This window comes from Tenacibaculum soleae (assembly GCF_030549005.1).
GTDB lineage: Bacteria > Bacteroidota > Bacteroidia > Flavobacteriales > Flavobacteriaceae > Polaribacter > Polaribacter soleae.
This window is the reverse complement of the sequence record NZ_JAUOSW010000001.1, coordinates 1-25521: the sequence shown is the minus strand read 5'-3', so window position 1 is coordinate 25521 and position 25521 is coordinate 1. Positions and strand designations below refer to the sequence as shown.

The window sequence follows — 25521 nt, the reverse complement described above, 5'->3', positions numbered from 1 at the left end:
AAAAAACATAAAAATATGTCTGTATTAGTTTTTGCCGATGCATCGGAAGGAAAATTTAAAAAAACTGCTTTTGAAGTAGTTTCATACGGAAAAAAAGTAGCAGAACAATTAAGAAGCAATATGGTGGTGTTAACTATCAACGGAGGAGATGCTTCTGAATTATATGCTTTTGGAGCTGAAAACGTAATAGAAGTAAAAAATGATTTAACATCTTTTAATGCAAAAGCATACGCTTCAATAATAAAACAAGTAGCTGAAGTAAAATCAGCTAAAACAGTAATCATTGATTCAAGTATCGATGGTTTTACAGTAGCTCCATTAATAGCAGTAGGTTTAGAAGCTGGTTATGCGTCTAATGTTGTTGCTTTGCCAAGTAGTACAAGTCCATTTGTTGTAAAAAGAAAAGCTTTTTCTAATAAAGGATTTAATAACACTGAAATTTCTACCGAAGTTAAGGTGGTTGGTGTAGCTAAAAACTCATACGGAGCACATGAAAATGCAGTAGCTGGATCAACTGAAAGCTTTGAAGCTACTTTACCAGAATTAGGTGTAAAGTCTGAAAGTATTAATAAGGCTAGTGGAACAGTTACTATTGCAGATGCAGATATTGTAGTTTCAGCAGGTAGAGGAATGAAGGGGCCTGAAAACTGGGGAATGATTGAAGAGTTGGCAGATGTTTTAGGAGCTGCAACAGCTTGTTCTAAACCTGTATCTGATTTAGGTTGGCGACCACATAACGAACACGTGGGACAAACAGGTAAACCAGTGGCTTCAAACTTATATATTGCTATTGGTATTTCAGGTGCAATTCAGCACTTAGCAGGTATCAACGCATCAAAAGTAAAAGTAGTTATTAATACTGATCCAGAGGCGCCTTTCTTTAAAGCAGCTGACTATGGTATTGTAGGTGATGCTTTTGAAGTTGTACCTCAATTAATAGAGAAATTAAAAGCTTTTAAACAAGCATAAAATTATTGGGGATTTTCTTTTTTCTTTAAATTAGAGATCAACTCATAATTTTTAGTAAATTGTGCCCACTTAAAATGGCTGTCTAAAATTTGAAGCGTAGCGCCTAAAATTAGACAGCCTTTTTGTTATTTATAATGATTACATGAGTTTAATTAAACTAACTATTAAGGGGATTTCGTATAGCCAAACTCAAAGTGGCGCTTATGCATTAGTGTTAAGTGAAATGGAGGGTACAAGAACACTCCCAATTATTATTGGAGCTTTTGAAGCACAATCAATAGCAATTGCTTTAGAAAAAGAAATTCGTCCGCCAAGACCACTTACGCACGATTTGTTTAAAACATTTTCAGATAAATTTTCAATAAAAGTAAGTCAGGTAATTATTCATAAATTGGTTGATGGCGTTTTTTTCTCTAGTTTAATTTGTGAAAGGGAAGGCCTTGAAGAGGTTATTGATACTCGTACCTCGGATGCAATTGCTTTAGCAGTTCGTTTTCAGGCACCAATCTATACGTATGAAAATATTTTAGATAAAGCTGGTATCTATTTGAAAATGGATGAAGAGTTAATTATTGAAGAAGATTTAGAGTCAGATGATATAGAATTTTCTTTAGAAGATGAGCTTGACCAAACTCAAGGTTATAGCCATTTACAGTTAGAAGAGTTACATGAAAAACTGAATGAAGCCGTAGCTAATGAAGATTACGAATTAGCAGCCGAAATTCGTGATGAAATAAGCAAACGATCTTAATAAAATATAATAAAATGAAGAAATTATTTACTTTCATAATGCTTTGTGCATCCATGATAATTTATGGGCAAAGCATAGAAAAAAAGTGGAATTTTTCATCGATTACCACTGATGGTAACTCGGTAGTTGTTATAAACCCATCAGACGTTTTAAGTTTGGCTAAAGGAAACTTTAGTTATTCTTTACAAGCTAAAGATAGTTTGCAAACTGCAGGGAACTACATATATCAAAATAACCTACTGATTTTTAACCATAAACAACCTAAAGATACGGTTCGTTATTATAATGTGGTTGAACTAACGGACAATACTTTAACATTATCAGAAAAAAATGTAGTGTATAAATTTACTTCAGATATAGAAAGTGTTGTGCCTGTTAAACCAATTAAAGACGTAAAAACAACTGTTAATCAAATTGTGCCAAGTAAAGGGTTTTCAATGCAGAGCTTATGGCGTGGTGTTTTAGGAATGCTTTCGTTATTAATTATTGCCTTTTTATTTAGTGCTAATAGAAGAGGAATTGACTGGAAAACTGTAGGATTAGGATTGGCTTTTCAATTAATCATTGCAATAGGTGTTTTAAAAGTACCTTTTGTACAAGCAATTTTCGAATTTATTGGAAAAGGATTTGTTAAGATTTTAGATTTTACACAAGCAGGAAGTGAATTTTTATTTCAAGGTTTGATTTCAGATATGGATACCTTTGGGTTTATTTTTGCTTTCCAAATATTACCAACAATTATATTTTTCTCAGCATTAACTTCAGTGTTGTTTTATTTAGGATGGATACAGAAGTTAGTAAAAGTAATGGCTTTATCATTAAGTAAAATTTTGAAAATTTCGGGAGCAGAAAGTTTATCAGTTGCAGGAAATATTTTTTTAGGACAAACAGAAGCCCCATTACTGATTAAGGCGTATTTAGAAAAAATGAATAAGTCGGAAATTTTATTGGTAATGATTGGTGGAATGGCTACAGTTGCAGGAGCAGTTCTAGCAGCTTACATCGGTTTTTTAGGAGGGGATAATGAAATAATGAAATTGTTTTATGCAAAGCACTTATTGGCAGCCTCAGTGATGGCAGCGCCAGGAGCAATTGTAATTTCTAAAATATTATACCCACAAACTGAAGAGGTAAATACAGATGTAAAGGTTTCTTCAGATAAGATAGGGGCCAATATTTTAGATGCTATTGCAAATGGAACAACAGAGGGTTTGCAATTAGCAATGAATGTTGGGGCGATGTTGTTAGTTTTTGTAGCGTTTATTGCAATGATTAATGGTATACTAGGAGGAGCTGCTGGTTTTAATGGTATTGAGTATTTTGGATGGAATTTCACATCATTAAATGAAATTATTTCTAATAATACACCATACAAAGGCTTGTCATTAGAGTTTATTTTAGGCTATATTTTTGCTCCGTTAATGTGGTTAATAGGTGTTGCAAGTGAAGATATGGCTTTGATGGGGCAGTTATTAGGAATTAAATTGGCAGCAAGTGAATTTGTAGGATATATTCAATTAGCAGAACTTAAAAACATAGCAAGTGCAACGCATTTAACCTATAATAAATCGATAATTATGGCAACTTATATGTTATGTGGTTTTGCAAATTTTGCATCCATAGGTATTCAAATTGGCGGTATTGGTTCATTAGCACCTGGACAACGAAAAACACTATCAGAATTTGGAATGAAAGCTTTAATTGGAGGAACAATTGCTTCTTTAATGTCAGCAACAATTGCAGGTATGATTATCGGGTAGCGAGTCGCTACTGACAACTAAAATAGTTAATAACTTATTAATATAATTTTTAAAAGCTTCAGCATTAAACGTTGAAGCTTTTTTATTTTTACAAAAATCACAAGTAAAAAGATGAAGCAATATTTAGACTTAGTAAAACACGTTTTAGAAAACGGAAACGAGAAAGGTGATAGAACAGGAACAGGAACAAAAAGTGTTTTTGGGCATCAAATGCGATTTGATTTAAGTAAAGGTTTTCCGATGGTGACAACTAAAAAGTTACACTTAAAATCGATTATATACGAATTGCTTTGGTTTATAAAAGGTGATACAAATATTAAGTATTTACAAGAAAATGGTGTGAAAATATGGAATTCTTGGGCAGATGAAAATGGTGATTTAGGACCTGTTTATGGGCATCAATGGCGTAATTGGAATAGCGATGAGGTTGATCAGTTAAAAGAAGTAATAGCTACTTTAAAGAAAAATCCGAACAGCCGTAGAATGTTAGTTTCTGCTTGGAATCCTTCAGTAATGCCAGATACTTCAAAATCATTTTCTGAAAATGTAGCCAATAATAAAGCAGCATTGCCACCATGTCATGCATTTTTTCAGTTTTATGTAGCAGACGGAAAATTATCTTGTCAATTATACCAACGAAGTGCTGATATTTTTTTAGGCGTTCCGTTTAATATCGCTTCATATGCATTGTTTACTATGATGATCGCTCAGGTTTGTGGTTATGAAGCAGGCGAATTTATTCACACCTTTGGTGATGCTCATATTTATAACAACCATGTAGCACAATTAGAACTGCAATTATCTAGAGAAACAAGATCATTACCATCAATAAAAATTAACCCAGCCATAAAAAATATTGAAGATTTTACTTTTGAAGATTTTGAATTAATAAACTACAACCCGCATCCGCATATAAAAGGGGTTGTAGCAGTATAATTTAACTTTATTTTTACTAGTTTGTTTAGTAACTTTGTCAGAGGAACTAAAAAAATATATTAAATGACCACAAATGTTGATGTTTTAAAAGATTCCCTTTACGATAAAATTGCTGATATTAACGATGAAGAAGTTTTAAATGCTATTAAAACACTTGTAGATAATATTCAAATAGATGTTTTAGAAGAATCAATTACCCAAAAAAGAGACTTAACAAGTTATATAAAAGAATGGGCAAAAAGTATATAATTGCTCGGTAACTATAATTTATGATTACATTAATCGCTGCAATTGCAAACAATAATGCTTTAGGAAAAGATAACGATTTAATTTGGCACCTTCCTGCCGATTTAAAACGATTTAAGAAAGTAACTTCAGGGCATCATATTTTAATGGGACGCAATACTTTTGAAAGTATTGGAAAACCTTTACCAAACAGAACATCAGTAATAATAACTAGAAATAACGAATATGTTAAAGAAGGGTGTTTAATTGCTAATTCTGTTGAGGAAGCTATTGATTTAGTTGATGAAAAAAGCGCTTTTATAATTGGTGGCGCTCAAATTTATAAAGAGGTTTTAGCTAAAAATTTAGCAGATAGATTAGATATCACTATAGTACATCACAGTTTTGAAGCTGATGTTTTTTTTCCAGAAATAGATACTGATATTTGGAAAGAAGTAGCAAGAGAAGACTTTAAAGCAGACGAAAAGAATAAATACGATTATAGTTTTGTTTCATACATAAAAAGATAAACAATTGTTCGTTTTTTTAATATCAGAACGAGCGTAGTCGAGACCTCATAAAAATGTTATTCTGAATTTTATTTTAGAATTTTACTTGATAAAAATATGTCAATACAACTTACTGATATTTCTAAAACATACGGAAACCAAAAAGTAGTTAAAGGTATTTCTTTTGAAGCAAAAAAAAGCGAAATTGTTGGGTTTTTAGGTCCAAATGGCGCAGGGAAATCTACCACAATGAAAATTTTAACTGGTTTTATTCGGCCAACCGAAGGAACTGTTTTAGTAAACGGAATTGATGTTATTATAAACCCTATTGACGCGCAAAAAAGCATTGGATATTTACCCGAGCACAATCCGTTGTATTTAGATATGTATGTGCGTGAATATTTACAGTTTCAAGCATCCTTACATCAAGTTAAAAAAAATAAAATAGAAACGGTTATTCAACAGGTTGGATTATCAGTTGAGGCGCACAAAAAAATTAATCAATTATCAAAAGGATATCGCCAACGAGTTGGGTTAGCAGCAGCAATTTTACACAATCCAGCAGTGTTGATTTTAGATGAGCCAACTACTGGTTTAGACCCTAATCAGTTAGTTGAAATTCGTGAGTTGATAAAAGAATTAGGTAAAGATAAAACGGTTTTATTATCTACACATATTATGCAAGAAGTAGAAGCAATGTGTGATCGCGTAATAATTATAAATAAAGGTGAATTGGTGGTTGATAAACCAATTTCGGAACTTAAAACAAGTAACGAACAAGTATTAAAAGTTACGTTTGATTATAAATTAGAAGAACAGTTTATAAAACGATTACCAAACTTAACATCTTACAAAAATACCATAGAAAATAACTGGACACTTACTTTTGAAACAACAAAAGATATGCGCCCAGTAATTTTTGATTTTGCTCAAGAAAACGGATTGAAGATTCTTGGTTTAAATGCTGAAAATAAGAATCTAGAAAGTTTGTTTAGGGAGTTGACTAGTTAGTTGTTTTTTTATTTATTAGTCCCCAAAACTTAGCGTAAAACTCTTGGTCAGTGTTTAGGTTTTTAATTCCGTTACTAAAAAATTGCATTATCTCTTTTTTAAGTATTGGTGTTTTGTTTGTTAAGCAGTCGTTTCCTTTACTATCTAAAATAGAAATAGATGAGTAAATGGTGTTTTTTTTAGAGTTTGTGTCCTCATAACCTCCAGCAACAACGTAAAAATTTTCATCTCTATTGGGTAATAATTTTACTTTTTCCCAAATAAGCATAGGTACTCTTTGATTGCTTATAAATAAGTTTTTATCCCAGTTGTTAAAGGTGTCGTACATTACTTTTCTTGTGTAAAAAGAGGAGTGTGTAGCGTAAAAATTAAGCTCATTTATAAGATTGCCACTATTGTTTTTAACGTATTTAGATTTTTGTATTTTATAATTTACAAAACCATTTATATGTATAAAAGGGTATGGTAGTTTATTAGAAGCGGTAGGTATTTTTTGAGGCTTAGGTATGTGTATTGGTTTTGAAGATTTTATTTCTTCATAATATTTACCAGCAATATACTTTGTTGTTTTTGTTGTTGCACAACTGGATGAAATTAAAACTAATAATAAAAGTAGAAATGAGTTTTTCATGTTTTTTAAACAAATATAATAATTTTGTATAACAGTTAGGTTGAGTAATTAGCTTGATACCATACTTTTATCCAGACTCTTTTTAATATTAAAAAGACTATGTTTTCGATATAGATATCAATATCGGACAACCCTTTTTTATAAACCATTACTTCAGGAACGTCAACAATATATAAAAGGTTTTTATAGCTGTTTAAATCTGTAAGAATTAAATGTTTTAGCACTTTTTTTAATGCTTCTTTTAATGCAAAATGAGTGCTATTTTTGGTTAAATTAATTGTTAAATTAGCTAAGCTAAAATCTTTATTTAGTTGAAGAATTAAGTTTGTGTATAATTCTTCATCAACAGCGTTTATTAATATAGAATCACTATTATGATGTTTAGGAAGCATTTTAATTCAATTTATAATTAATATGTTGCTCATCTAACAGTTTTAAAAATTCGTTTGAAATTTTAATTTTTGTGTTTCTACTTGGTAAATTCAGTTCTATTTTTTCATTGGCTTCCCAAATGGTAAAGTGTAAATTATGCGTTCCGCTATTGGTTACAAATAGGTGTTGCAAATCTTTAATTTTGTTTTCATTTACTTCTTGCAAAGGCATTTTTATAGTGATTTTCTTACACATTTTTTCCATAATATCGTGCAGTAATAAAAAATCGGTAAAGCTAATTCTAGGTTCCCCTTTTATACCTTCTTTGTTTGTCCAACCTGGTTTTATCATTGTTTTTACAAACAAAAAAGAATTAGGAACTAAAAAGTGTTTAAACCTTAAGTATTCTTCACCAAAAATTCTAAACTCAAAATTTTCGCTATAATCTTCAATAAAAAAAGTAGCCCATCCTTTTCCTGCTTTTGAAACTCGATGTTGTACATCGGTAACTATTCCTCCAAATGACATTGCCATTCCTTCGTATTTTGGTAAATCGTTATAATAAGAAAGACTAGCGTTGGTAAATTTTAATTCGTTTTTAAAATCATCTAACGGATGGGCAGAAATATAAATACCAACTACTTCTTTTTCTTTTCCAAGTAATTCCATAGTTCCCCAAGTATCACAAATAGGAATAATAGGTTCAGGCATTTCCTCATCAGATCCTCCACCAAATAAAGACACTTGAGAAGAGTTTTTGTTTTCTTGATATTTATTACCAAAGCGGAGTGCTTTTTCTATAAATTTTTGTCCTTTTTCGTCTTCAATAAAATATTGTGCTCTGTGTGTGTTTGTAAAAGAATCAAACCCACCAGCTAAAATTAATCCTTCAAAAGCTTTTTTGTTAGCAACTCTTAAATCAACACGTTTGGCAATGTCAAAAACAGAAGAGAAGTGACCGTTTTCTTGACGTTCATTAATAATCGCATTTACAGCTGAGGTACCAACACCTTTAATGGCTGCCATACCAAAACGGATAGCACCTTCTTTATTTACTGAAAATTTAGAAAAAGATTCATTTACATCGGGTCCTAAAACGGTAATTCCGGCTCGTTTACATTCTTCCATAAAAAACGAAACCGATTTGATATCGTTCATGTTGTTTGAAAGTACAGCAGCCATATATTCAGCAGGGTAATGTGCTTTTAAATACGCTGTTTGATAAGCAATCCAAGCATAACAGGTAGAGTGCGATTTGTTAAAGGCATACGATGCAAAAGCTTCCCAGTCAGTCCAAATTTTCTCAAGTTTTTTAGCATCATGGCCGTTAGCCATAGCTTGTTCTACAAACTTAGGTTTCATTTTGTCGAGTACCGCAATTTGCTTTTTACCCATTGCTTTACGTAAAACATCGGCTTCACCTTTGGTAAAATCAGCTAGTTTTTGCGATAATAACATTACTTGCTCTTGGTATACGGTAATTCCGTAGGTTTCAGCAAGGTATTCTTCCATGGCAGGTAAATCGTATTCAATTTCTTCATCTCCGTGTTTTCTTCGGATAAAAGAAGGAATATATTCCATTGGTCCTGGACGATACAAAGCATTCATGGCAATTAAATCTTCAAAAACGGTAGGTTTTAAAGATCGCATATGTTTTTGCATACCGGGAGATTCGTATTGAAAAATACCAACCGTTTCTCCTCTTTGGAATAGTTCGTATGTTTTTATATCATCTAGCGGAAAATTTTCAGGATCTAGCAAAACGTCATGTCGTGCTTTTACAATTTTAACGGTATCTTTTATTAAGGTTAGCGTTTTTAATCCTAAAAAATCCATTTTTAGTAAGCCAGCATCTTCAACAACCGAGTTGTCGAACTGAGTTACGTACATGTCAGAATCCTTAGCCAAGGCAACAGGAACAAACTTGGTAATATCGTCAGGTGTAATAATTACACCACAAGCATGAATACCAGTATTACGTACCGAACCTTCTAAAACACGTGCTTTGTTAATGGTTTCTGCCATTAAATCGGATCCGTCAGACAAGCGCTTTAGCTCGTTAACCAATTCAATTTCTTCAGCTCTAAGTTTTTCTTTTAGCGTTTTTTCATCCAAAGAAAATATTTTCTTCAGTTTCATCCCAGGAATCAACTTGGCAATTCTGTCGGCTTCAAACAGCGGTAAATCAAGTACACGAGCAGTATCTCTAATAGAAGATTTTGCAGCCATGGTACCGTAGGTAATAATTTGCGCAACTTGATTTGCACCGTATTTTTCAATTACGTAATCCATTACCCGACCACGACCTTCATCATCAAAATCAATATCAATATCGGGCATCGATACACGTTCAGGGTTTAAGAAACGCTCAAAAAGTAAATCATACTTAATCGGGTCAATATTGGTAATCCATAAACAGTAAGCAACCACAGATCCGGCAGCAGATCCACGACCAGGCCCTACCGAAACGTCCATGTTTCTTGCTTCGCGGATAAAATCTTCTACAATTAAAAAATAACCAGGATACCCTGTTTTTTCAATTACTTCTAACTCAAAGTCTAAACGTTCGCGAATACTTTCTGTAATTTCACCGTATCGCTTTTTTGCACCTACATAGGTTAAATGGCGTAAAAAATTATTTTCACCTCTTTTTCCACCATCTTCTTCATCTTTTACATCTTTAAACTCTTCAGGAATATCAAAAGCGGGTAATAAAACATCACGAGCAAGTGTATAGGGTTCAATTTTATCAACAATTTCTTGAATGTTGATGATTGCCTCAGGAAGATCAGCAAACAAAGCCTTCATTTCTTCGGATGACTTGAAGTAATATTCATCGTTTGGTAAACCATAACGGTAACCTCTTCCTCTTCCTTTTGGTGTTGCTTGTTTTTCACCATCTTTTACACACAATAAAATATCATGAGCATTGGCATCTTCTTTATCTAAATAAAAAGTGTTGTTTGAAGCAACTGTTTTTATGTTATGTTTTTTTGAAAACTTTAAAAGTGTTTCATTTACAACCTTTTCATCTTGTTGATTGTGGCGCATTAATTCGATATACAAATCATCACCAAATTGTTCTTTCCACCAAAGTAAAGCTTCTTCTGCCTGCGCCTCACCAACATTTAATATTTTACTAGGCACTTCACCATAAAGGTTTCCTGTAAGTACAATAATATCTTCCTTGTATTGTTCAATTACTTTTTTGTCAATTCTTGGAATGTAGTAAAATCCATCAACAAAAGCGATGGATGACATTTTTGCTAAATTGTGATATCCTTTTTTGTTTTTTGCTAGTAAAACAACTTGGTATCCGTTGTCTTTTTGACTTTTATTTGTGTGATCGGTACAGATATTAAATTCGCAACCTACAATTGGTTTTAAAGTTTGTTGTGTTGCTTGATTTCCATTTTCAACAGCTTCTTTATTTGCAGCAGTTACTGATTTATTATGTTTAAAAACGGCTTCTACAAAATGGAAAGCAGCCATCATATTACCTGTATCGGTCATTGCAACGGCAGACATGTTGTCATTTGCCGCAGCTTTTACAATATTACCAATTTGAATGGTTGATTGTAAAACTGAATATTGGGTGTGATTATGAAGGTGTGCAAATTGAACATTTTTTAACTCAGCTAAAGCTTCATTCGTATTTATAGTTGCTTTAGCTCCTTTAGATTTTTCAATTCGAACACGAATTTTGTCACTTTCCTTTTTAAGGTTTAAATGATTTAACCCAATTACTTGAATTGTATTAGGGTTAACTTCTTTAAATCGATTAAAAAAGTCGTCTTCACATTGAAGTTGTTGTTTTGTAAACTGCTCAAGCCTTATTAATTCTAAAAAACAACGTGTGGTTGCTTCAACATCGGCTGTTGCATTATGTGCTTCACCAAAACCTGAGCCAAACAAATGTTGATGTAATTCAGTTAATGTTGGTAGTTTAAATTTTCCTCCACGACCTCCAGGTATTTGGCACATACTGGCGGTTTGTTCGGTACAAGTATCTAAAACAGGTAGTTGGGTTAAGTTGTTTTCAATACCTAAACGATGAAATTCACACCCCATAATATTTACATCGAAACCTACATTTTGACCTACCACAAATTTTGCTTTTTGTAAAGCATCGTTAAATAAAGCTAACCCTTCGGAAAGCTGAATACCTTGCTCTTGTGCTAAATCGGTAGAGATACCATGAATTCTTTCTGCGTCGTACGGAATGTTAAATCCATCAGGCTGAATTAAAAAATCATTATGTTCAACTAAATTACCCAATTCGTCATGTAATTGCCATGCTATCTGTATAGCTCTTGGCCAATTGTTGGTGTCGGTAATAGGAGCGTTCCAGCTTTTAGGTAATCCAGTAGTTTCGGTATCGAAAATTAAATACATCGAGAATGTTTAATTATTGAAGTGTTTAGGTAAAATACAGTGTAAAAATACAAAGAATTTACGGTGTTTGTTTTATAAGTTATTAACGAAGGTTTAAAGTGTTGAGAGAATGTTTTTAAATGTATAAAAGCTAACTTATTGTTATGTAGGTGTTAAGTTTTAAATAATTGCAATAAAAACTAATAGAGAGTCAATAAATAAAAGTATCTTTGCACTTTATTAAATTATAATTTTTATTACAATGAAAGAAGGAACAGTAAAGTTCTTCAATGAATCTAAAGGATTTGGATTTATTACAGAAACAGGATCAAACACAGAGCACTTTGTACACGTATCAGGTTTAATCGATGAGATTAGAGAAGGAGATACAGTAGAATTTGATCTTAAAGAAGGAAAAAAAGGATTAAACGCAGTAGACGTTAGAGTATTATAATTAATACTTATTTAATTTTTCTTAAGAGCTTGTTTTTCAGGCTCTTTTTTATTGCAATAAAGTTAGTTTTGTTTTCTTTATAAAGAAAAAAACTATAAATTTGCGCCCACTTATCACGAGATGATAAGATTTGTTAATAATCAAGGTCGCGTACCTTAAAAATTAAAATTATGCCTGTAAAAATTAGATTACAAAGACACGGTAAAAAAGGAAAACCTTTTTACTGGGTAGTAGCAGCTGATTCAAGATCAAAAAGAGACGGTCGTTTCTTAGAAAAAATCGGAACTTACAATCCAAACACTAACCCTGCAACTATCGACTTAGATGTTGATACAGCTGTAGAATGGTTACAAAAAGGTGCTCAGCCAACTGACACTGCTAGAAACATTTTATCTTACAAAGGTGCTTTACTAAAAAACCATTTAGCTGGTGGAGTAAAGAAAGGTGCTTTAACTGAAGAGCAAGCAGACGCTAAATTTGCTGCTTGGTTAGAAGAAAAAACTGGTAAAGTTGCTGGTAAAGTAGATGGTTTAGCAAAAGCTGAAGCAGATGCAAAAGCAAAAGCTTTAGATGCTGAAAAAGCCGTAAACGAAGCGCGTATTGCTGCTAATACTCCTGAGCCTGTTGTTGCAGATACAGAAGAGGTAGCTGCTGAAGGTGGAGCAGATAGCGAAGAATAAAAACTGTATTACGATGTTGCAAAAAGAAGAATGCTTTTATCTTGGCAAAATCGTTAAAAAACATAGTTTTAAGGGTGAGGTAGTTATTAAATTAGATACCGATGAACCCGATCTTTACGAAAATTTGGAATCAGTTTTTGTCGATTTAGGCAATAATCTGGTTCCTTTTTTTATTGAAAAATCTTCGTTAAGTAAAAACACTATGTTTCGCGTAAAGTTTGAAGATGTAGATTCTGAGGCAGATGCCGACGCAATAATGCGCGCAGGAATTTATTTACCTTTAAATTTATTGCCAAAATTATCAGGAAATAAATTTTATTATCACGAAGTTATAGGTTTTACTATTGTTGATAAAAAGTTCGGTAAAGTCGGTAAATTAGTTTATATCAATGATAAGGCGGCGCAACCTCTTTTTGAAATTGAAAATGAGGGAACTGAAATTTTTATACCGATGATTGATGACTTTATAAAAAAAGTAGATCGCGATAATAAAACTATTGAAGTTGAAACACCAGAAGGGTTAATTGAATTATATTTTGAAGATTAATTCTTTTTAAATACATTCTAAAAAACGAAAGATTTTATCTTTCGTTTTTTTGTTTTAGTAACATCATTATGGTGGGGTTAAAAAAGATATTCAAACACATAATCGTCTTCATTTTCAAAAACTTGTTGCATACCAATAAATTTAAAACCTATTTTTTTTAAGAGTTTCTGAGAAGCCTGGTTTTTGGGCATTGTAAAAGCTAATACTTTTTTTTGCTTAAATTTAGTCCGAACATATTCAATGATTAGTTTAGTGGCTTCAGTAGCATAACCTTTACCTCTTCCTTCAGGTAGAAATCCATAACCAATATCAATAAAATCTAACTTATCTCTTTGTAAAGCAGTTGAAGTTCCAATGGGTTTGTTGTTTTCTTTTAAGGTTACGGTAAAAAAACCTAATCCACCTAGTTTTGAATTTTTAAATAGAATATCTTTTAAATAAATACGAGTTTCTTCAACAGATTTCAATTTTTTATCACCTATGAATTCAATCCAATCAGGATCGTTAAATAGTTCAAAATAGAAAGAAGCCTCATTCACTTTAGCTTCTTTTATAATTAATCGTTCGCTTTCTAAAATCATCCCATAAAGATAAAATAAAAATGTACTTTTACAGCCCTTAATTTATAGTATAAAAAATGAGTTTATTACAAGAGTTACAAGATAGAAGTGGCAACCAGTGTGAGTTATGTGCTTCAAAAAATGATTTATCAATTTATGAAGTTCCTCCAATGTCAGTCGGTGGAGTAGATGGAAGTTTATTAGCTTGTGCTACTTGTATTGAACAGATTGAGGATGCTGATAAAACGGACGCAAATCACTGGCGTTGTTTAAATGATAGTATGTGGAGTGAGTTTAGAGCTGTAAAAGTTGTAGCGTGGAGAATGTTATCTAGACTTCGCAAAGAAGGTTGGCCACAAGATTTATTAGATATGTTGTATTTGGAAGATGATGATTTACGTTTTGCAAAAGAAAGCGGAGATCATTTAGATGAAAGTGAAAAAATAATTCATAGAGATGCTAATGGAGCTATTTTACAGGCTGGCGATTCTGTAGTATTAATTAAAGATTTAAAAGTAAAAGGCTCTAGTATGGTTGCAAAACAGGGTACTGCGGTTCGTAGAATTTCTTTAGATCATGAAAATGCTAAATACATTGAAGGTAAAGTTGGGCCTACGCAAATTGTAATCATTACCGATTATGTTAAGAAAATGGCAGAGAAGGAGTAGGAATTTAACGATGAGATTCTGAAACAAGTTCAGAATGACGTTAAAAAATAAGAATTAAAAAAGGGAACGTTTTAAAACGTTCCCTTTTTTAATTCTTATTTTTCAGTATTGTAAAATACTTTATAATATTTCATTTTTTTATCCTCATCATAACCTTGTTCTAGGTATTCAGAAGAAGCATCAGGCGCATCTACATCAATTTTAATTTGGATGTTAGTGTCGAGTTTAATTTCAGTTTTAAACTTACTTTTTTCCTTTTTTAAAACCGCATCTGAAACTTCAAAATTATTACGAATTAAAACATCATTTAAACCTTCAAAATGTTTTTTGTAATCTTCAAACATTCCTTGGTGTTTTTCATTTTCAAAAACTTCTTCTTTAAAACCGTGATAATCTACACTTTCATTTTCTTTAAAGTAATCTACAGTATTTGCTAAAAAATTACTTTGTTCTTGTTTACCAAATTCAGGTTTAATAATTTCTTCCGAAAAATCTTTACACATTTCTAAATAGTTTTGTGTATGTAAATTACGATCGTCAGCAAATTTAGCGTTTAAAAAATTCTTAATCCAATATTGAGCATCGTATTGGTTGTTATCTACCGATAAAATTACGGTTCCTTCAGCATCCGAAGAATTTATAATTAAACAACCTTTGTCTAATTTTTTTGTAGAGATTCCTTTTTGAACTACTACATCAAAACTATCATCATCATCTAAATAAGTTTGAAAAAAATCAACTTTACTTTCAATCTTAAAAACCCCAATAGCTTCGGTTAAAATGTCTTTATATTCGATGCCTTCAAAATAGGCAACAATTACATCACCGGTTTTTATATTGGCAGAGTTTGATTGTTCGTATAAATGATTTACAATATTTTTAGAATGTTCAATGAAAACTTCATTACTATCATCTTCAAAAATATCAGAAGTATATTTGTTAATTTCGTTTAAACGAACGTCGGCATGGTGGTTAAAACGATAACTTTGTGTTACTGTACCAAAGTTTTTTAATAAAAAAGGCATTAGTAGTTCGTAACTTTCTTCATCGAAACGAACTAAACTTTCTGATAATGCATTTTGACCACTGTTGTATTTATTAGCAACTTTATGAATAATACATTTGCTAATTTCGGCACGCGTTCTTTTAATCATCTTCTAAAATATTGGAAGACAAAAATAGAAAAACTAAAGTTTTAATTTAAACTGTTCTGGAAGTAATTTAAAAGTGGTACGATGATAAGGTGTTATACCAAATTGACGAATTGCATTTCGATGTTCTTTGGTTGGGTATCCTTTGTTTTTTTGCCAATTATATTGTGGAAATTCTTGATGCAATTTTTCCATATAATCATCTCTATATGTTTTTGCTAAAACAGAGGCAGCGGCAATACTCATAAATTTAGCATCACCTTTTACAATAGTTTGATGCGGAGTTTCTTTGTATGGTTTAAACTTGTTGCCATCAACAATAATAAACTCTGGTTGAGGTGAGAGTTGTGCGATAGCGCGTTGCATACCAGTTATTGAGGCTTGTAAAACGTTTATTTCATCTACTTCTTTATGATCTATAAAAGCAATGGCATAAGCAAGTGCATGCTTTTCTATATAAGGACGTAATTCTTGACGTTTTTTTTCTGATAGTTGTTTAGAATCATTTAACAACTCATGTTTAAAGTTTTTAGGCAAAATAACAGCAGCTGCAACCACAGGACCTGATAAACAACCTCTGCCAGCTTCATCGGTTCCGGCTTCTAGTAAATGCCCGCTATAGTTTAATTTTAACATGCTGCAAATTAACGGCTTTCAAATAAATTAAAATAATGTTTTACAAAAAAAGAGAATACATAAAGTAATATACTTTAACATAGGTTTATACCGTTTTGGTCGTATCGGTTTCGTTTAATTATTTTACTTTTGTAGCTATGAAGAAAAGTTTTTTAGTGTTTTTTTGTTTGATAAGTGTACAGCTGCTCTTTGCTCAAATTAGGCAATTAGATAATGGTTTAGGTGGATTTAATAATGGGTTAAATCAAAATTTAGATTCTGTATCTAACAATGAAATTAATGTAAAACTTAGTGGAAAAACGAAGTATACGGACTATAAAATAATTTCATTTAAAAATGACACGACGATTATTGACACGACACTTACATTAAAAAAACATTATAAATTTAATTTTTTAAGAAAGGATAATTTCGAATTATTACCTTTTCATAACCAAGGGCAAACGTTTAATAATTTAGGGTATAATTTTAACAATATTTCTCAATTTCCTGATATTGGTTTTCGAGCTAAACAATTTGGTTTTTTTGAAATTGAAGATGTAGATTACTACCATGTGCCTACGCCCACAACAGAGGTTTTATATAGAACAGGTTTAGAGCAAGGGCAGGTTTTAGATATTTTATTTACAACGAATTTTTCAAAACGTTTTAATGTAGGAATTTCGTATAAAGGACTTAGATCATTAGGTACTTATCGACGATCATTGGCGAGTACAGGTAATTTTAGGTTGAGTTTTAAATATGAGAGTCCAAAAGGGCAATATTTTATTAGAGGTCATGCGGTAAATCAAGATTTTTTAAATCAAGAAAATGGAGGGTTAACAGATGCTTCTTTAACTGCATTTCTTAATGAAGACCCTAACTTTAATAGTAGAGGTAGGTTAGATATAAATTTAAATGATGCAGAAAGTACCTTAGAGGGAAAACGCTTGTATTTTGAGCATACGTTTAAAATAGTATCTGCAAAAGATAGTTTGCATCAAAAAGATTTTTCAAATTTAAAAGTAGGACATTCTTTTACGAGAAACTCTAAATACTACCGTTTTAATCAATCAGCAGCAACTCCTTTAATTTTTGGAGATGCAACCATAACAGGAACCATAAATGACAGGGCTAATTTTTTGGTATATAATAATGAGTTTTTCTTAGATTTTAATTCAAAATATATTCTTGGTAAATTTAGAGTAAAAACAGGGTATAGTACCTATAAATATGGATATGAAAATTTACAAAACAACCTAGTAGGTATTACTAAGAATAAACTGAAAGGAGATGGAGTTTCGTTTGGAGCAAATTGGAACGGAAAAATCAATAATTTTTATGTAAACGCATCTGGTAATTTAACACCAGGTAGCGGACGCCTTTCAGGAAATAATTTAAAAGCAGAAGCTTTTTATAAAAAGGATAGTTTATTTACGGTAAAAGGACGATTAGAAATTAGCAATAAGTTACCAAATTTTAATTTTTTATTGCACCAAAGTAGTTATAATAAATATAACTGGGAAAACGACTTTACATCTGTAGGAACTAAAACTATAGGAGGTGTTATTGAATCTAAATGGGCAAATGCTAGTGTTGATATTACAAGTATTGATAACTACACGTATTTTGATGAAAATAGTAAGCCGCAACAGTTTTCAGGTAGTGTTGATTATTTAAAAGCAAAAGTATCGAAGGAATTTGTTTTTGGAAAATTTGCGCTTGATAATACATTAATGTATCAAAAAGTAGCTAGTGGGGGTAGTGTATTTAGAGTTCCTGAATTTGTAACAAGAAATACACTATATTATTCAGGTAATTGGTTTAAAGGAAACCCATTGTTTGTACAAATAGGAGCTACATTCAACTATTTTTCTAAATACAAGGCAAACGCTTATAATCCTTTATTAGCAGAGTTTAGGTTGCAAAATGATACAGAAATAGGTTACCCAACCGTTGATTTATTTTTTAATGGTCGAGTACGAAGAACACGTATTTATTTTAAAGCCGATAATGTGAGTTCTTTCTTTTTAAAGAAAAACTATTTATCGGCACCGAGCCATCCATATAGAGATTTTGTAATTCGTTTTGGAGTTGTTTGGAATTGGTTTATCTAATCGTAAGACGATAACTTATAGTTTTGGATAAGCAATGAGATTTAAATATAGGTTTGATGGTTTTATTACACAGGTTCTCATGGGGGCTATAGTGCTATTTTCTTTTTTATCAATTATTATAAACAAATAGACTTTCAATTATTTTAGCAGTAACAGTTAAATCACCTCGCCAACTTTCTATTAACTCGTTAGAATAACCCCAATGTGCTTTAGAAAGCAAAGCAATATTGGTTAGTAATTCAACGTCTTTTGTGGTTACTTTTTATTATTTTTTTGCGATTTCTCTAATTTTAATTCTAAAAGCAGCGAATAATAAAGTCATAAACGGACTCATCCAGTTAAACATAGCATAAAAAGCGTAATCTATAACTGGCACTCCTAATACACCAGAGTGATAAGCTCCACAAGTATTCCAAGGAATTAATACAGAGGTTACTGTACCAGAATCTTCAAGAGTTCTACTTAAATTTTCAGGAGCTAAACCTTTATCTTTATATGCTTTTGCGTACATTTTACCTGGCACTACAATTGCTAAATACTGATCAGAGGCTGTAAAATTTAAACCAACACAAGTTGCTACTGTACTTGCAAATAAACCGAATACAGAATCGAATAGTCCTAACATAAAACTACTAATTCTTGCCAATGCTCCGATAGCATCCATAATTCCACCAAAAACCATAGCCAAAAGTATTAACCATACAGTACCTAGCATTTTTTTCATACCACCAGCAGTAAATAAATCTTTTAAAATTTCATTATCTGTAGCAACAGAAGTTTCAACAGTTATAGCTTGCATTACACCTTTATATGCGGAGTTAAAATCTAAAACTTCTACACCAGCAATTTGCGCAACAACTTGGGGTTGAAAAATTAATGAAAAAATTCCGCCTAAAATTGTTCCTGCTAATAAAGCAATTAATGGTGGGGTTTTCTTTATTATTAAAATAATTACTAATATCGGAACTATAAATAACCAAGGAGAAATATTAAAAGCTTTATCTATATCAGCTAATAGGTTTTGAGTATTTGCTTCGCCAGTTGTTGTTTGTGTAAAACCTAAAATCATAAAAAAGATTATAGTTACAATAAATGTAGGAACAGTTGTATAAGACATATAACGAATATGTGTAAATAAATCGGTACCTGCCATGGCTGGAGCTAAGTTTGTAGTGTCAGACATTGGGGACATTTTATCACCAAAATAAGCGCCAGATAAAACAGCTCCTGCTGTCATTCCTAATGAGATTCCTAAAGCTTCACCAATTCCTATTAAAGCAATACCTACAGTTGCAGAAGTTGTCCAAGAGCTACCAGTAGCAATAGAAATCACAGCACAAATAATTAAGCAGGCTACTAAAAATATAGTTGGATTCAATATTTGTAAGCCATAATATATCATAGAAGGTATAATACCACTTATTAGCCAAGTTCCTGCTAAGGATCCAACCATTAAAAGAATTAAAATAGCACCAGCTGTAGATTTTATATTCTCAGCTACCTCTTCCATCATTTGTTCGTAAGAAACTTTATTTTTAAACCCTACAACAGCAGCAACAGCAGCTCCTAATAATAAAATAAATTGATTACTTCCACTTAAAGCATCATCACCATATATAAAAACATTATAGGCTAGCATGGTAATTAAGGCAAATACAGGAATTAGTGCCTCCCATATACTTAGTTCTTTATTATCAATAATTTTTTGGTCTTCTATAGTAATTTCAGATAAGTTTTTATCGTCTTGCATTATGTAGTATTTTTCGGTTTGTAATGTTACGATTTTGTGAAGAATTATACAAGTAGAAACCATTTAGTACTTTTGTTAACTATGTATTCATCAATACAAATTGTTTTAGTTACTGCTTGTGGCGAAATAGTACTTGGTAAAAAAGATAGGAAATAAAGCATTGTTATTTGGTGAAATTGGTGGACAATACCTGGTTTTGATGTGTTTATTGGTGACTGAATGTATGGAAATGAAATTGACACCATGGCATTTTATAGAGATTTTACTTACTGTTTTAGATTCTTTATATTTTTTAGGGTAGATGACTTTTAAACTATATAATAAAGGGAAAAAACTAGGTACAATAACTTTTAATAATTAGACTTAGCTGTGTTTTTATTCATCTTTGCCACATCCAATTTTTAGATAGTTTTACTCTTTAGGGTACGCAGTTATTTTTACAATTTTAATACTTGTTTACCCCTGTTTTCAGGGGTAGTAATTTTACCCTTAACAAGGGATATTTAAAATAGTCTATATCTATAATTTTGTTGTAAAACATATAACAGTAATGTTATGTGTTAATATTATTTTATTAAATAATTTAAGATTAGCTTATAAAATAAGTAGTTGCATAACTACACAACTATAAATAATATAAAAGACAACATTATTACATGAAAGTTATAGTTACCATTATTCTGTGCTTTTTTATCTACACGATTTCTGCTCAAAACTTTATTACTACTTGGAAAACAGATAATCCAGGAACTTCATCAGCAACCTCAATTACAATTCCTACAATAAGTGGTGGGTATAATTACGATGTAGATTGGGATAATGATGGGGTTTTTGATGAACTAGGGGTTACAGGTTCTGTTACGCACGATTTTTTATCAGCAGGAAACTATACCATACAAATTAGAGGAAACTTTCCTCGTATTTTTTTTAATAATGGAGGCGATAAAGAAAAAATACTTTCGGTAGATCAATGGGGAGATGGAAAGTGGACTTCTATGGAAAAGGCTTTTTATGGATGTAAAAATTTAGAGGTAAATGCAGCTGATGTACCAGATTTGTCTATGGCAACAAGTATGAAATATATGTTTTCTGGAGCAGCAAGCCTTAATCAGAGCCTTAATAGTTGGGATGTTAGTACAATAACAGACATGAGTGGTTTGTTTTCATCAACTACAATTTTTAATCAAGACCTCTCTAGTTGGGATGTGAGTAATGTGGTAGATATGAGATCAATGTTTTCGTCATCAAAAGCCTTTAATCAAGATATTTCTGGTTGGAATGTTGGTAATGTTACCAATATGTCAGGCATGTTTTCATCTACAGCAGTTTTTAATCAACCTATTGGGGTTTGGAATGTTGGAAGCGTAACAGATATGAGGTCAATGTTTTCATCATCAAAAGCCTTTAATCAAGATATTTCATCATGGAATACGAGTAAGGTAACCAACTTGAGTTGGATGTTTTATTTCTCTGAAGCATTTAGCGGAGATATTAATACTTGGGATGTTAGTAATGTTACAAATATGGGATACATGTTTTCTTATTGTTCTTATAATCAACCTATAGGTAATTGGAATACAGCAAAGGTGAAATCAATGAAATCTATGTTTTTTCAAAACAAAGATTTCAATCAAGATGTAGGTTTATGGGATGTAAGCTCAGTAACAGATATGAATTCTATGTTTTGGGGGGCAAAAGCTTTTAATCAAGATATTTCTGGATGGAATGTAAGTAATGTTACCGATATGGGGGTAATGTTAGCTTGGGCAAAAGACTTTAATTCTGATATTAGTGGTTGGGATGTAAGTAAGGTAATCAACATGAATAGTATGTTTGATGGAGTAAGAGCCTTTAATCAACCTATTGGTTTATGGGATACTTCATCAGTAGTAAACATAGCAAATATGTTTCATAGCGCAACTTCATTTAATCAAGATTTAAGTAATTGGGATGTTAGTAACGTAACCAATATGATGGGAGTATTTTGGAATGCAACAGCATTTAATGGAAATATTTCAAATTGGGATGTTAGTAAAGTAACACAAATGCCAAGAATGTTTTATAAAGCAACTTCATTTAACGTTGATATCACAAATTGGAATGTAGCTTCAGTTACTTCTATGGAAAATATGTTTAGAGAAACAACCATTTTTAATCAAAACATTAGTGGTTGGGATGTAAGTTCGGTAGCAAGTATGGAAGGTATGTTTAGGTATACCGATTTATTTAATCAGGATATTTCTGGTTGGAATGTAGCATCTGTTACCAATATGGAAAGCATGTTTGAAAAAGCTATTGTATTTGATCAAAATTTAGGGAGTTGGAACGTAACGAATGTAACAAACATGAATCGCATGTTTCACTACATGGAACTATCAACCACAAACTACGATGCTTTATTAAACGGATGGAACTCACAAACATTACAACCAAATGTTGTTTTTAGTGGAGGAGGCAGTACATATTGTACAGCAAAATCAGCAAGAGATAATATAATTAATACAGATAATTGGACGATTACTGATGGCGGATTAGCATGTGCTTTAAGTACTACGGATTTTGTAACTACTTGGAAAACGGATAATCCAGGAACATCATCAGCAACCTCAATTACAATTCCAACGCATGGTACAGGTTACAATTACGATGTAGATTGGGATAATGACGGAATTTTTGACGAACTGGGAGTTACAGGATCAGTTACCCACGATTTTTTAACTGCCGGAACTTACACCATACGAATTAGAGGAGATTTTCCACGTATTTATTTTAATAATACAAATGATAAAGAAAAAATACTTTCAGTTGATCAATGGGGAGAAGGGAAGTGGACTTCAATGGAAAAGGCTTTTTTTGGGTGTAAAAAATTAGAAATAAATGCATCAGATTCACCAGATTTATCGAAAGCAACAAGTATGAAGTTAATGTTTTATGGAGCAGAAAACTTTAATCAAAACATTGGTAATTGGGATGTTAGTACAATAACAGATATGGGTGAATTATTTGCAAAAGCAACTATTTTTAACCAAGATATCAATGCGTGGGATGTTTCTTCAGTTACATCATTAAATTATATGTTTTATGAAGCAAGTAGTTTTAATAAAAATCTTAATAACTGGAATGTAAGCAATGTGGATGTGATGAATGGTGTTTTTGAAAAAGCAACTTCCTTTAATGGAGATATTTCAAGTTGGGATGTTTCTTCTGTAAAAACAATGCATTCAATGTTTTATGAAGCAAAAGCTTTTAATCAAAATATTGGTAATTGGGATGTTTCCTCTGTAGAAACGATGGAATATATGTTTTTTTCAGCATCAGTTTTTAATCAAAAAATTGGTAATTGGGATGTTTTTAAAGTAACTAATATGAAAAACATGTTTATGTATGCATCCGTTTTTAACCAAGATATTGGTAATTGGGATGTTTCTAATGTTACTACTATGCGAGGAATGTTTTATTATACAAATACATTTAATCAAGATATTGGTAGCTGGGATGTAGCTAAAGTAACCGATATGTATCGGATGTTTATAGGAGTAAATTCCTTTAATCAAGATATAAGTAATTGGAATGTAGCTAATGTTACTTCTATGAAAGAAATGTTTAAGTATGCAACTTCTTTTGATCAAAATATAGGAGGCTGGAATGTAGCCAACGTTACCAATATGGTAGATATGTTTAAAGATGCAAAACTTTCAACCCCAAACTACGATGCCTTATTAAACGGATGGAATGCGCAAACATTACAGCCAAATGTTATTTTTCATGGAGGTAGTAGTACGTATTGTTCGGGAAAAATAGCAAGAGATAATATAATTAATACAGATAATTGGAATATTACAGATGCTGGATTAGCTTGTACATTAAATACAACTGATTTTGTAACTACTTGGAAAACCGATAATCCAGGAACTTCATCAGCAACCTCAATTACAATTCCAACGCATGGTAGCACCACCTACAATTACGATGTAGATTGGGATAATGATGGGATTTTTGATGAAACAGGAATTACAGGATCGGTTACTCATGATTTTTTAACAGCAGGAACGTATACCATACGAATTAGAGGAACTTTTCCACGTATTTATTTTAATAATGCAAGCGATAAAGATAAAATACTATCGGTTGATCAGTGGGGAAGTAACCAGTGGATTTCAATGGAAGCAGCATTTAAAGGATGTGAAAATTTAGAAGTAAATGCACCCGATTCACCTGATTTATCGAAGATGATAAATATGAGAGAAATGTTTTGGGGAGCTAGTAAGTTTAACCAAGATATTAGTAATTGGGATGTTTCTAATATAGAAAACATGACCTCGTTGTTTGCCATAGCGAGTTCTTTTAATCAAGATATTAGTAGTTGGGATGTATCTAACGTAACCAGTATGGGGTGGATGTTTTCATCAGCAAAAGCATTTAATCAAGATATTAGTAGTTGGGATGTATCAAAGGTAAAATGGATGCAATGGATGTTTGCTTCAACCGATACTTTTAACCAAGATATTAGTGGTTGGGATGTTTCTAATGTAGAGTTGATGAGTTTTATGTTTTGGAAATCAACTTCTTTCAATCAAAATATAAATGCTTGGAATGTGTCTAAAGTAAAAACAATGAGATCTATGTTTGAAGGGGCAATATTTAATGGAAATATAGGTCTTTGGGATGTCTCAAAAGTTATCGATATGAGTTTGATGTTTAAGCAAAATAATTTCTTTAATCAAGATATTAGTAATTGGAATGTTGCTAACGTTACCAATATGAAAGAAATGTTTTCTAGAGCAAGAGTTTTTAATCAAGATATTAGTGGTTGGGATGTTTCTAATGTAACTAATATAAGTTATATGTTTAATTACGCTGTCGATTTTAATCAAGATATTGGTAGTTGGAATGTAGCTAAGGTTACTGATATGAGAGCAATATTTTGGAGAGCAAGCTCTTTTAATCAGGATATTGGTAGCTGGAATGTTTCTAACATAACCGATATGAGTTATATGTTTAGTGGGGCTTTAACTTTTGATCAAAATATTGGTAGTTGGAATGTCGCTAAGGTTACTACTATGAAAGATATGTTTAAAAATGCTAAACTTTCAACTACAAATTACGATGCACTATTAAACGGATGGAATGCACAAATATTACAGCCTAATGTTATTTTTGATGGAGGAAATAGTACCTATTGTTCTGGAGAAACAGCAAGAAATAATATGATTAATGTAGATGGTTGGACAATTATTGATAGCGGAAAAAATTGTGGAGTACCATCGTGTGCGGTATTAAACAGTCCTTCGGATGGAACAACAGATGTATCAGTAAGTACAAATTTAAGTTGGTCATCAATAGCAACGGCAACAGGCTATAAAATTAGTATCGGAACAAGTTCGGGTGCAACCGATGTTGTCAATAATGAAGATGTAGGTAATGTATTGACTTACAATCCA

Annotated in this window: 21 protein-coding genes; 13 read left to right on the top strand and 8 right to left on the bottom strand. The window is 31.8% G+C overall.

Annotated features, from left to right (window positions below; all coding sequences use genetic code 11):
- The first annotated feature begins 15 nt into the window (after nt 1–15).
- From Q4586_RS00105 to gldA, 7 genes are all read left to right on the top strand, one after another.
- Nucleotides 16–969, top strand: a complete 954-nt coding sequence (locus Q4586_RS00105; protein WP_303525183.1) for an electron transfer flavoprotein subunit alpha/FixB family protein — start codon at nt 16–18, stop codon at nt 967–969.
- 142 nt (nt 970–1111) lie between these two features.
- Nucleotides 1112–1720: a bifunctional nuclease family protein gene (locus Q4586_RS00100; RefSeq protein ID WP_303525181.1), complete on the top strand. Its 609-nt coding sequence runs from the start codon at nt 1112–1114 to the stop codon at nt 1718–1720.
- 14 nt (nt 1721–1734) lie between these two features.
- Nucleotides 1735–3480, top strand: coding sequence for a nucleoside transporter C-terminal domain-containing protein (locus Q4586_RS00095; RefSeq protein WP_303525179.1), 1746 nt, complete (start codon nt 1735–1737; stop codon nt 3478–3480).
- A 111-nt stretch (nt 3481–3591) separates the two neighbouring features.
- Nucleotides 3592–4416, top strand: coding sequence for a thymidylate synthase (locus tag Q4586_RS00090; protein WP_303525177.1), 825 nt, complete (start codon nt 3592–3594; stop codon nt 4414–4416).
- A 63-nt stretch (nt 4417–4479) separates the two neighbouring features.
- Entirely contained in the window at nt 4480–4665 is a 186-nt protein-coding gene (locus Q4586_RS00085; protein ID WP_068701417.1) for a hypothetical protein, read from the top strand.
- Between the two features lie 20 nt (nt 4666–4685).
- A complete protein-coding gene (locus tag Q4586_RS00080; RefSeq protein WP_068701415.1) occupies nt 4686–5171 on the top strand; it encodes a dihydrofolate reductase in 486 nt (161 codons plus the stop codon).
- A gap of 96 nt (nt 5172–5267) precedes the next feature.
- Nucleotides 5268–6161, top strand: a complete 894-nt coding sequence (gene gldA / locus Q4586_RS00075) for a gliding motility-associated ABC transporter ATP-binding subunit GldA (RefSeq protein WP_303525174.1) — start codon at nt 5268–5270, stop codon at nt 6159–6161.
- Here the strand turns inward: gldA and Q4586_RS00070 are convergent.
- From Q4586_RS00070 to dnaE, 3 genes are read right to left on the bottom strand one after another with little or no spacing between them, the layout of a single operon-like run.
- Nucleotides 6154–6792 carry a hypothetical protein gene (locus Q4586_RS00070; RefSeq protein WP_303525172.1) on the bottom strand — a complete coding sequence of 213 codons (639 nt, stop codon included), beginning with the start codon at nt 6790–6792 and terminating at the stop codon, nt 6154–6156. The two genes, gldA and Q4586_RS00070, sit on opposite strands and share 8 nt — an antisense overlap.
- A gap of 35 nt (nt 6793–6827) precedes the next feature.
- Nucleotides 6828–7184, bottom strand: a complete 357-nt coding sequence (locus tag Q4586_RS00065) for a hypothetical protein (RefSeq protein WP_068701409.1) — start codon at nt 7182–7184, stop codon at nt 6828–6830.
- 1 nt (nt 7185) lies between these two features.
- The gene (gene dnaE / locus Q4586_RS00060) at nt 7186–11559 is read right to left on the bottom strand and encodes a DNA polymerase III subunit alpha (RefSeq protein WP_303525167.1); all 4374 of its coding nucleotides are present in this window, start codon (nt 11557–11559) and stop codon (nt 7186–7188) included.
- 241 nt (nt 11560–11800) lie between these two features.
- On the opposite strand from dnaE, the gene Q4586_RS00055 reads away from it, so the two are divergent.
- From Q4586_RS00055 to rimM, 3 genes are all read left to right on the top strand, one after another.
- Nucleotides 11801–11992: a cold-shock protein gene (locus tag Q4586_RS00055; RefSeq protein ID WP_068701405.1), complete on the top strand. Its 192-nt coding sequence runs from the start codon at nt 11801–11803 to the stop codon at nt 11990–11992.
- 170 nt (nt 11993–12162) lie between these two features.
- Nucleotides 12163–12672, top strand: a complete 510-nt coding sequence (locus Q4586_RS00050; RefSeq protein ID WP_068701402.1) for a 30S ribosomal protein S16 — start codon at nt 12163–12165, stop codon at nt 12670–12672.
- A 16-nt stretch (nt 12673–12688) separates the two neighbouring features.
- Nucleotides 12689–13219 carry a ribosome maturation factor RimM gene (gene rimM, locus Q4586_RS00045; RefSeq protein ID WP_068703857.1) on the top strand — a complete coding sequence of 177 codons (531 nt, stop codon included), beginning with the start codon at nt 12689–12691 and terminating at the stop codon, nt 13217–13219.
- Nucleotides 13220–13296: 77 nt separating this feature from the next.
- Here rimM and Q4586_RS00040 read toward each other — a convergent pair whose 3' ends face one another.
- Nucleotides 13297–13800, bottom strand: coding sequence for a GNAT family N-acetyltransferase (locus Q4586_RS00040; RefSeq protein ID WP_303525161.1), 504 nt, complete (start codon nt 13798–13800; stop codon nt 13297–13299).
- A gap of 56 nt (nt 13801–13856) precedes the next feature.
- Here Q4586_RS00040 and Q4586_RS00035 point away from each other — a divergent pair, with 56 nt between their 5' ends.
- Nucleotides 13857–14447: a PhnA domain-containing protein gene (locus tag Q4586_RS00035; RefSeq protein ID WP_068701398.1), complete on the top strand. Its 591-nt coding sequence runs from the start codon at nt 13857–13859 to the stop codon at nt 14445–14447.
- A gap of 95 nt (nt 14448–14542) precedes the next feature.
- On the opposite strand, the gene Q4586_RS00030 is transcribed toward Q4586_RS00035, so the two are convergent.
- Both Q4586_RS00030 and rnhB read right to left on the bottom strand, forming a co-directional pair.
- Nucleotides 14543–15601 (bottom strand): nucleoid-associated protein, encoded by a 1059-nt coding sequence (locus Q4586_RS00030; RefSeq protein WP_068701396.1) that lies wholly within the window; start codon nt 15599–15601, stop codon nt 14543–14545.
- A 33-nt stretch (nt 15602–15634) separates the two neighbouring features.
- Nucleotides 15635–16234, bottom strand: a complete 600-nt coding sequence (gene rnhB, locus Q4586_RS00025; RefSeq protein ID WP_068701394.1) for a ribonuclease HII — start codon at nt 16232–16234, stop codon at nt 15635–15637.
- Between the two features lie 137 nt (nt 16235–16371).
- Here rnhB and Q4586_RS00020 point away from each other — a divergent pair, with 137 nt between their 5' ends.
- Nucleotides 16372–18330, top strand: coding sequence for a putative porin (locus Q4586_RS00020; RefSeq protein WP_303525152.1), 1959 nt, complete (start codon nt 16372–16374; stop codon nt 18328–18330).
- A gap of 265 nt (nt 18331–18595) precedes the next feature.
- Here the strand turns inward: Q4586_RS00020 and nhaC are convergent, their stop codons facing one another.
- Together nhaC and Q4586_RS00010 are read right to left on the bottom strand one after the other, a co-directional pair.
- On the bottom strand, nt 18596–20080 hold the full coding sequence (nhaC, locus tag Q4586_RS00015) for a Na+/H+ antiporter NhaC (RefSeq protein ID WP_303525149.1): 1485 nt from the start codon (nt 20078–20080) through the stop codon (nt 18596–18598).
- A 44-nt stretch (nt 20081–20124) separates the two neighbouring features.
- Entirely contained in the window at nt 20125–20325 is a 201-nt protein-coding gene (locus tag Q4586_RS00010; RefSeq protein WP_303525147.1) for a hypothetical protein, read from the bottom strand.
- A gap of 411 nt (nt 20326–20736) precedes the next feature.
- Here Q4586_RS00010 and Q4586_RS00005 point away from each other — a divergent pair.
- On the top strand, nt 20737–25521 hold a 4785-nt coding region (locus tag Q4586_RS00005), incomplete at its 3' end, for a BspA family leucine-rich repeat surface protein (RefSeq protein ID WP_303525145.1).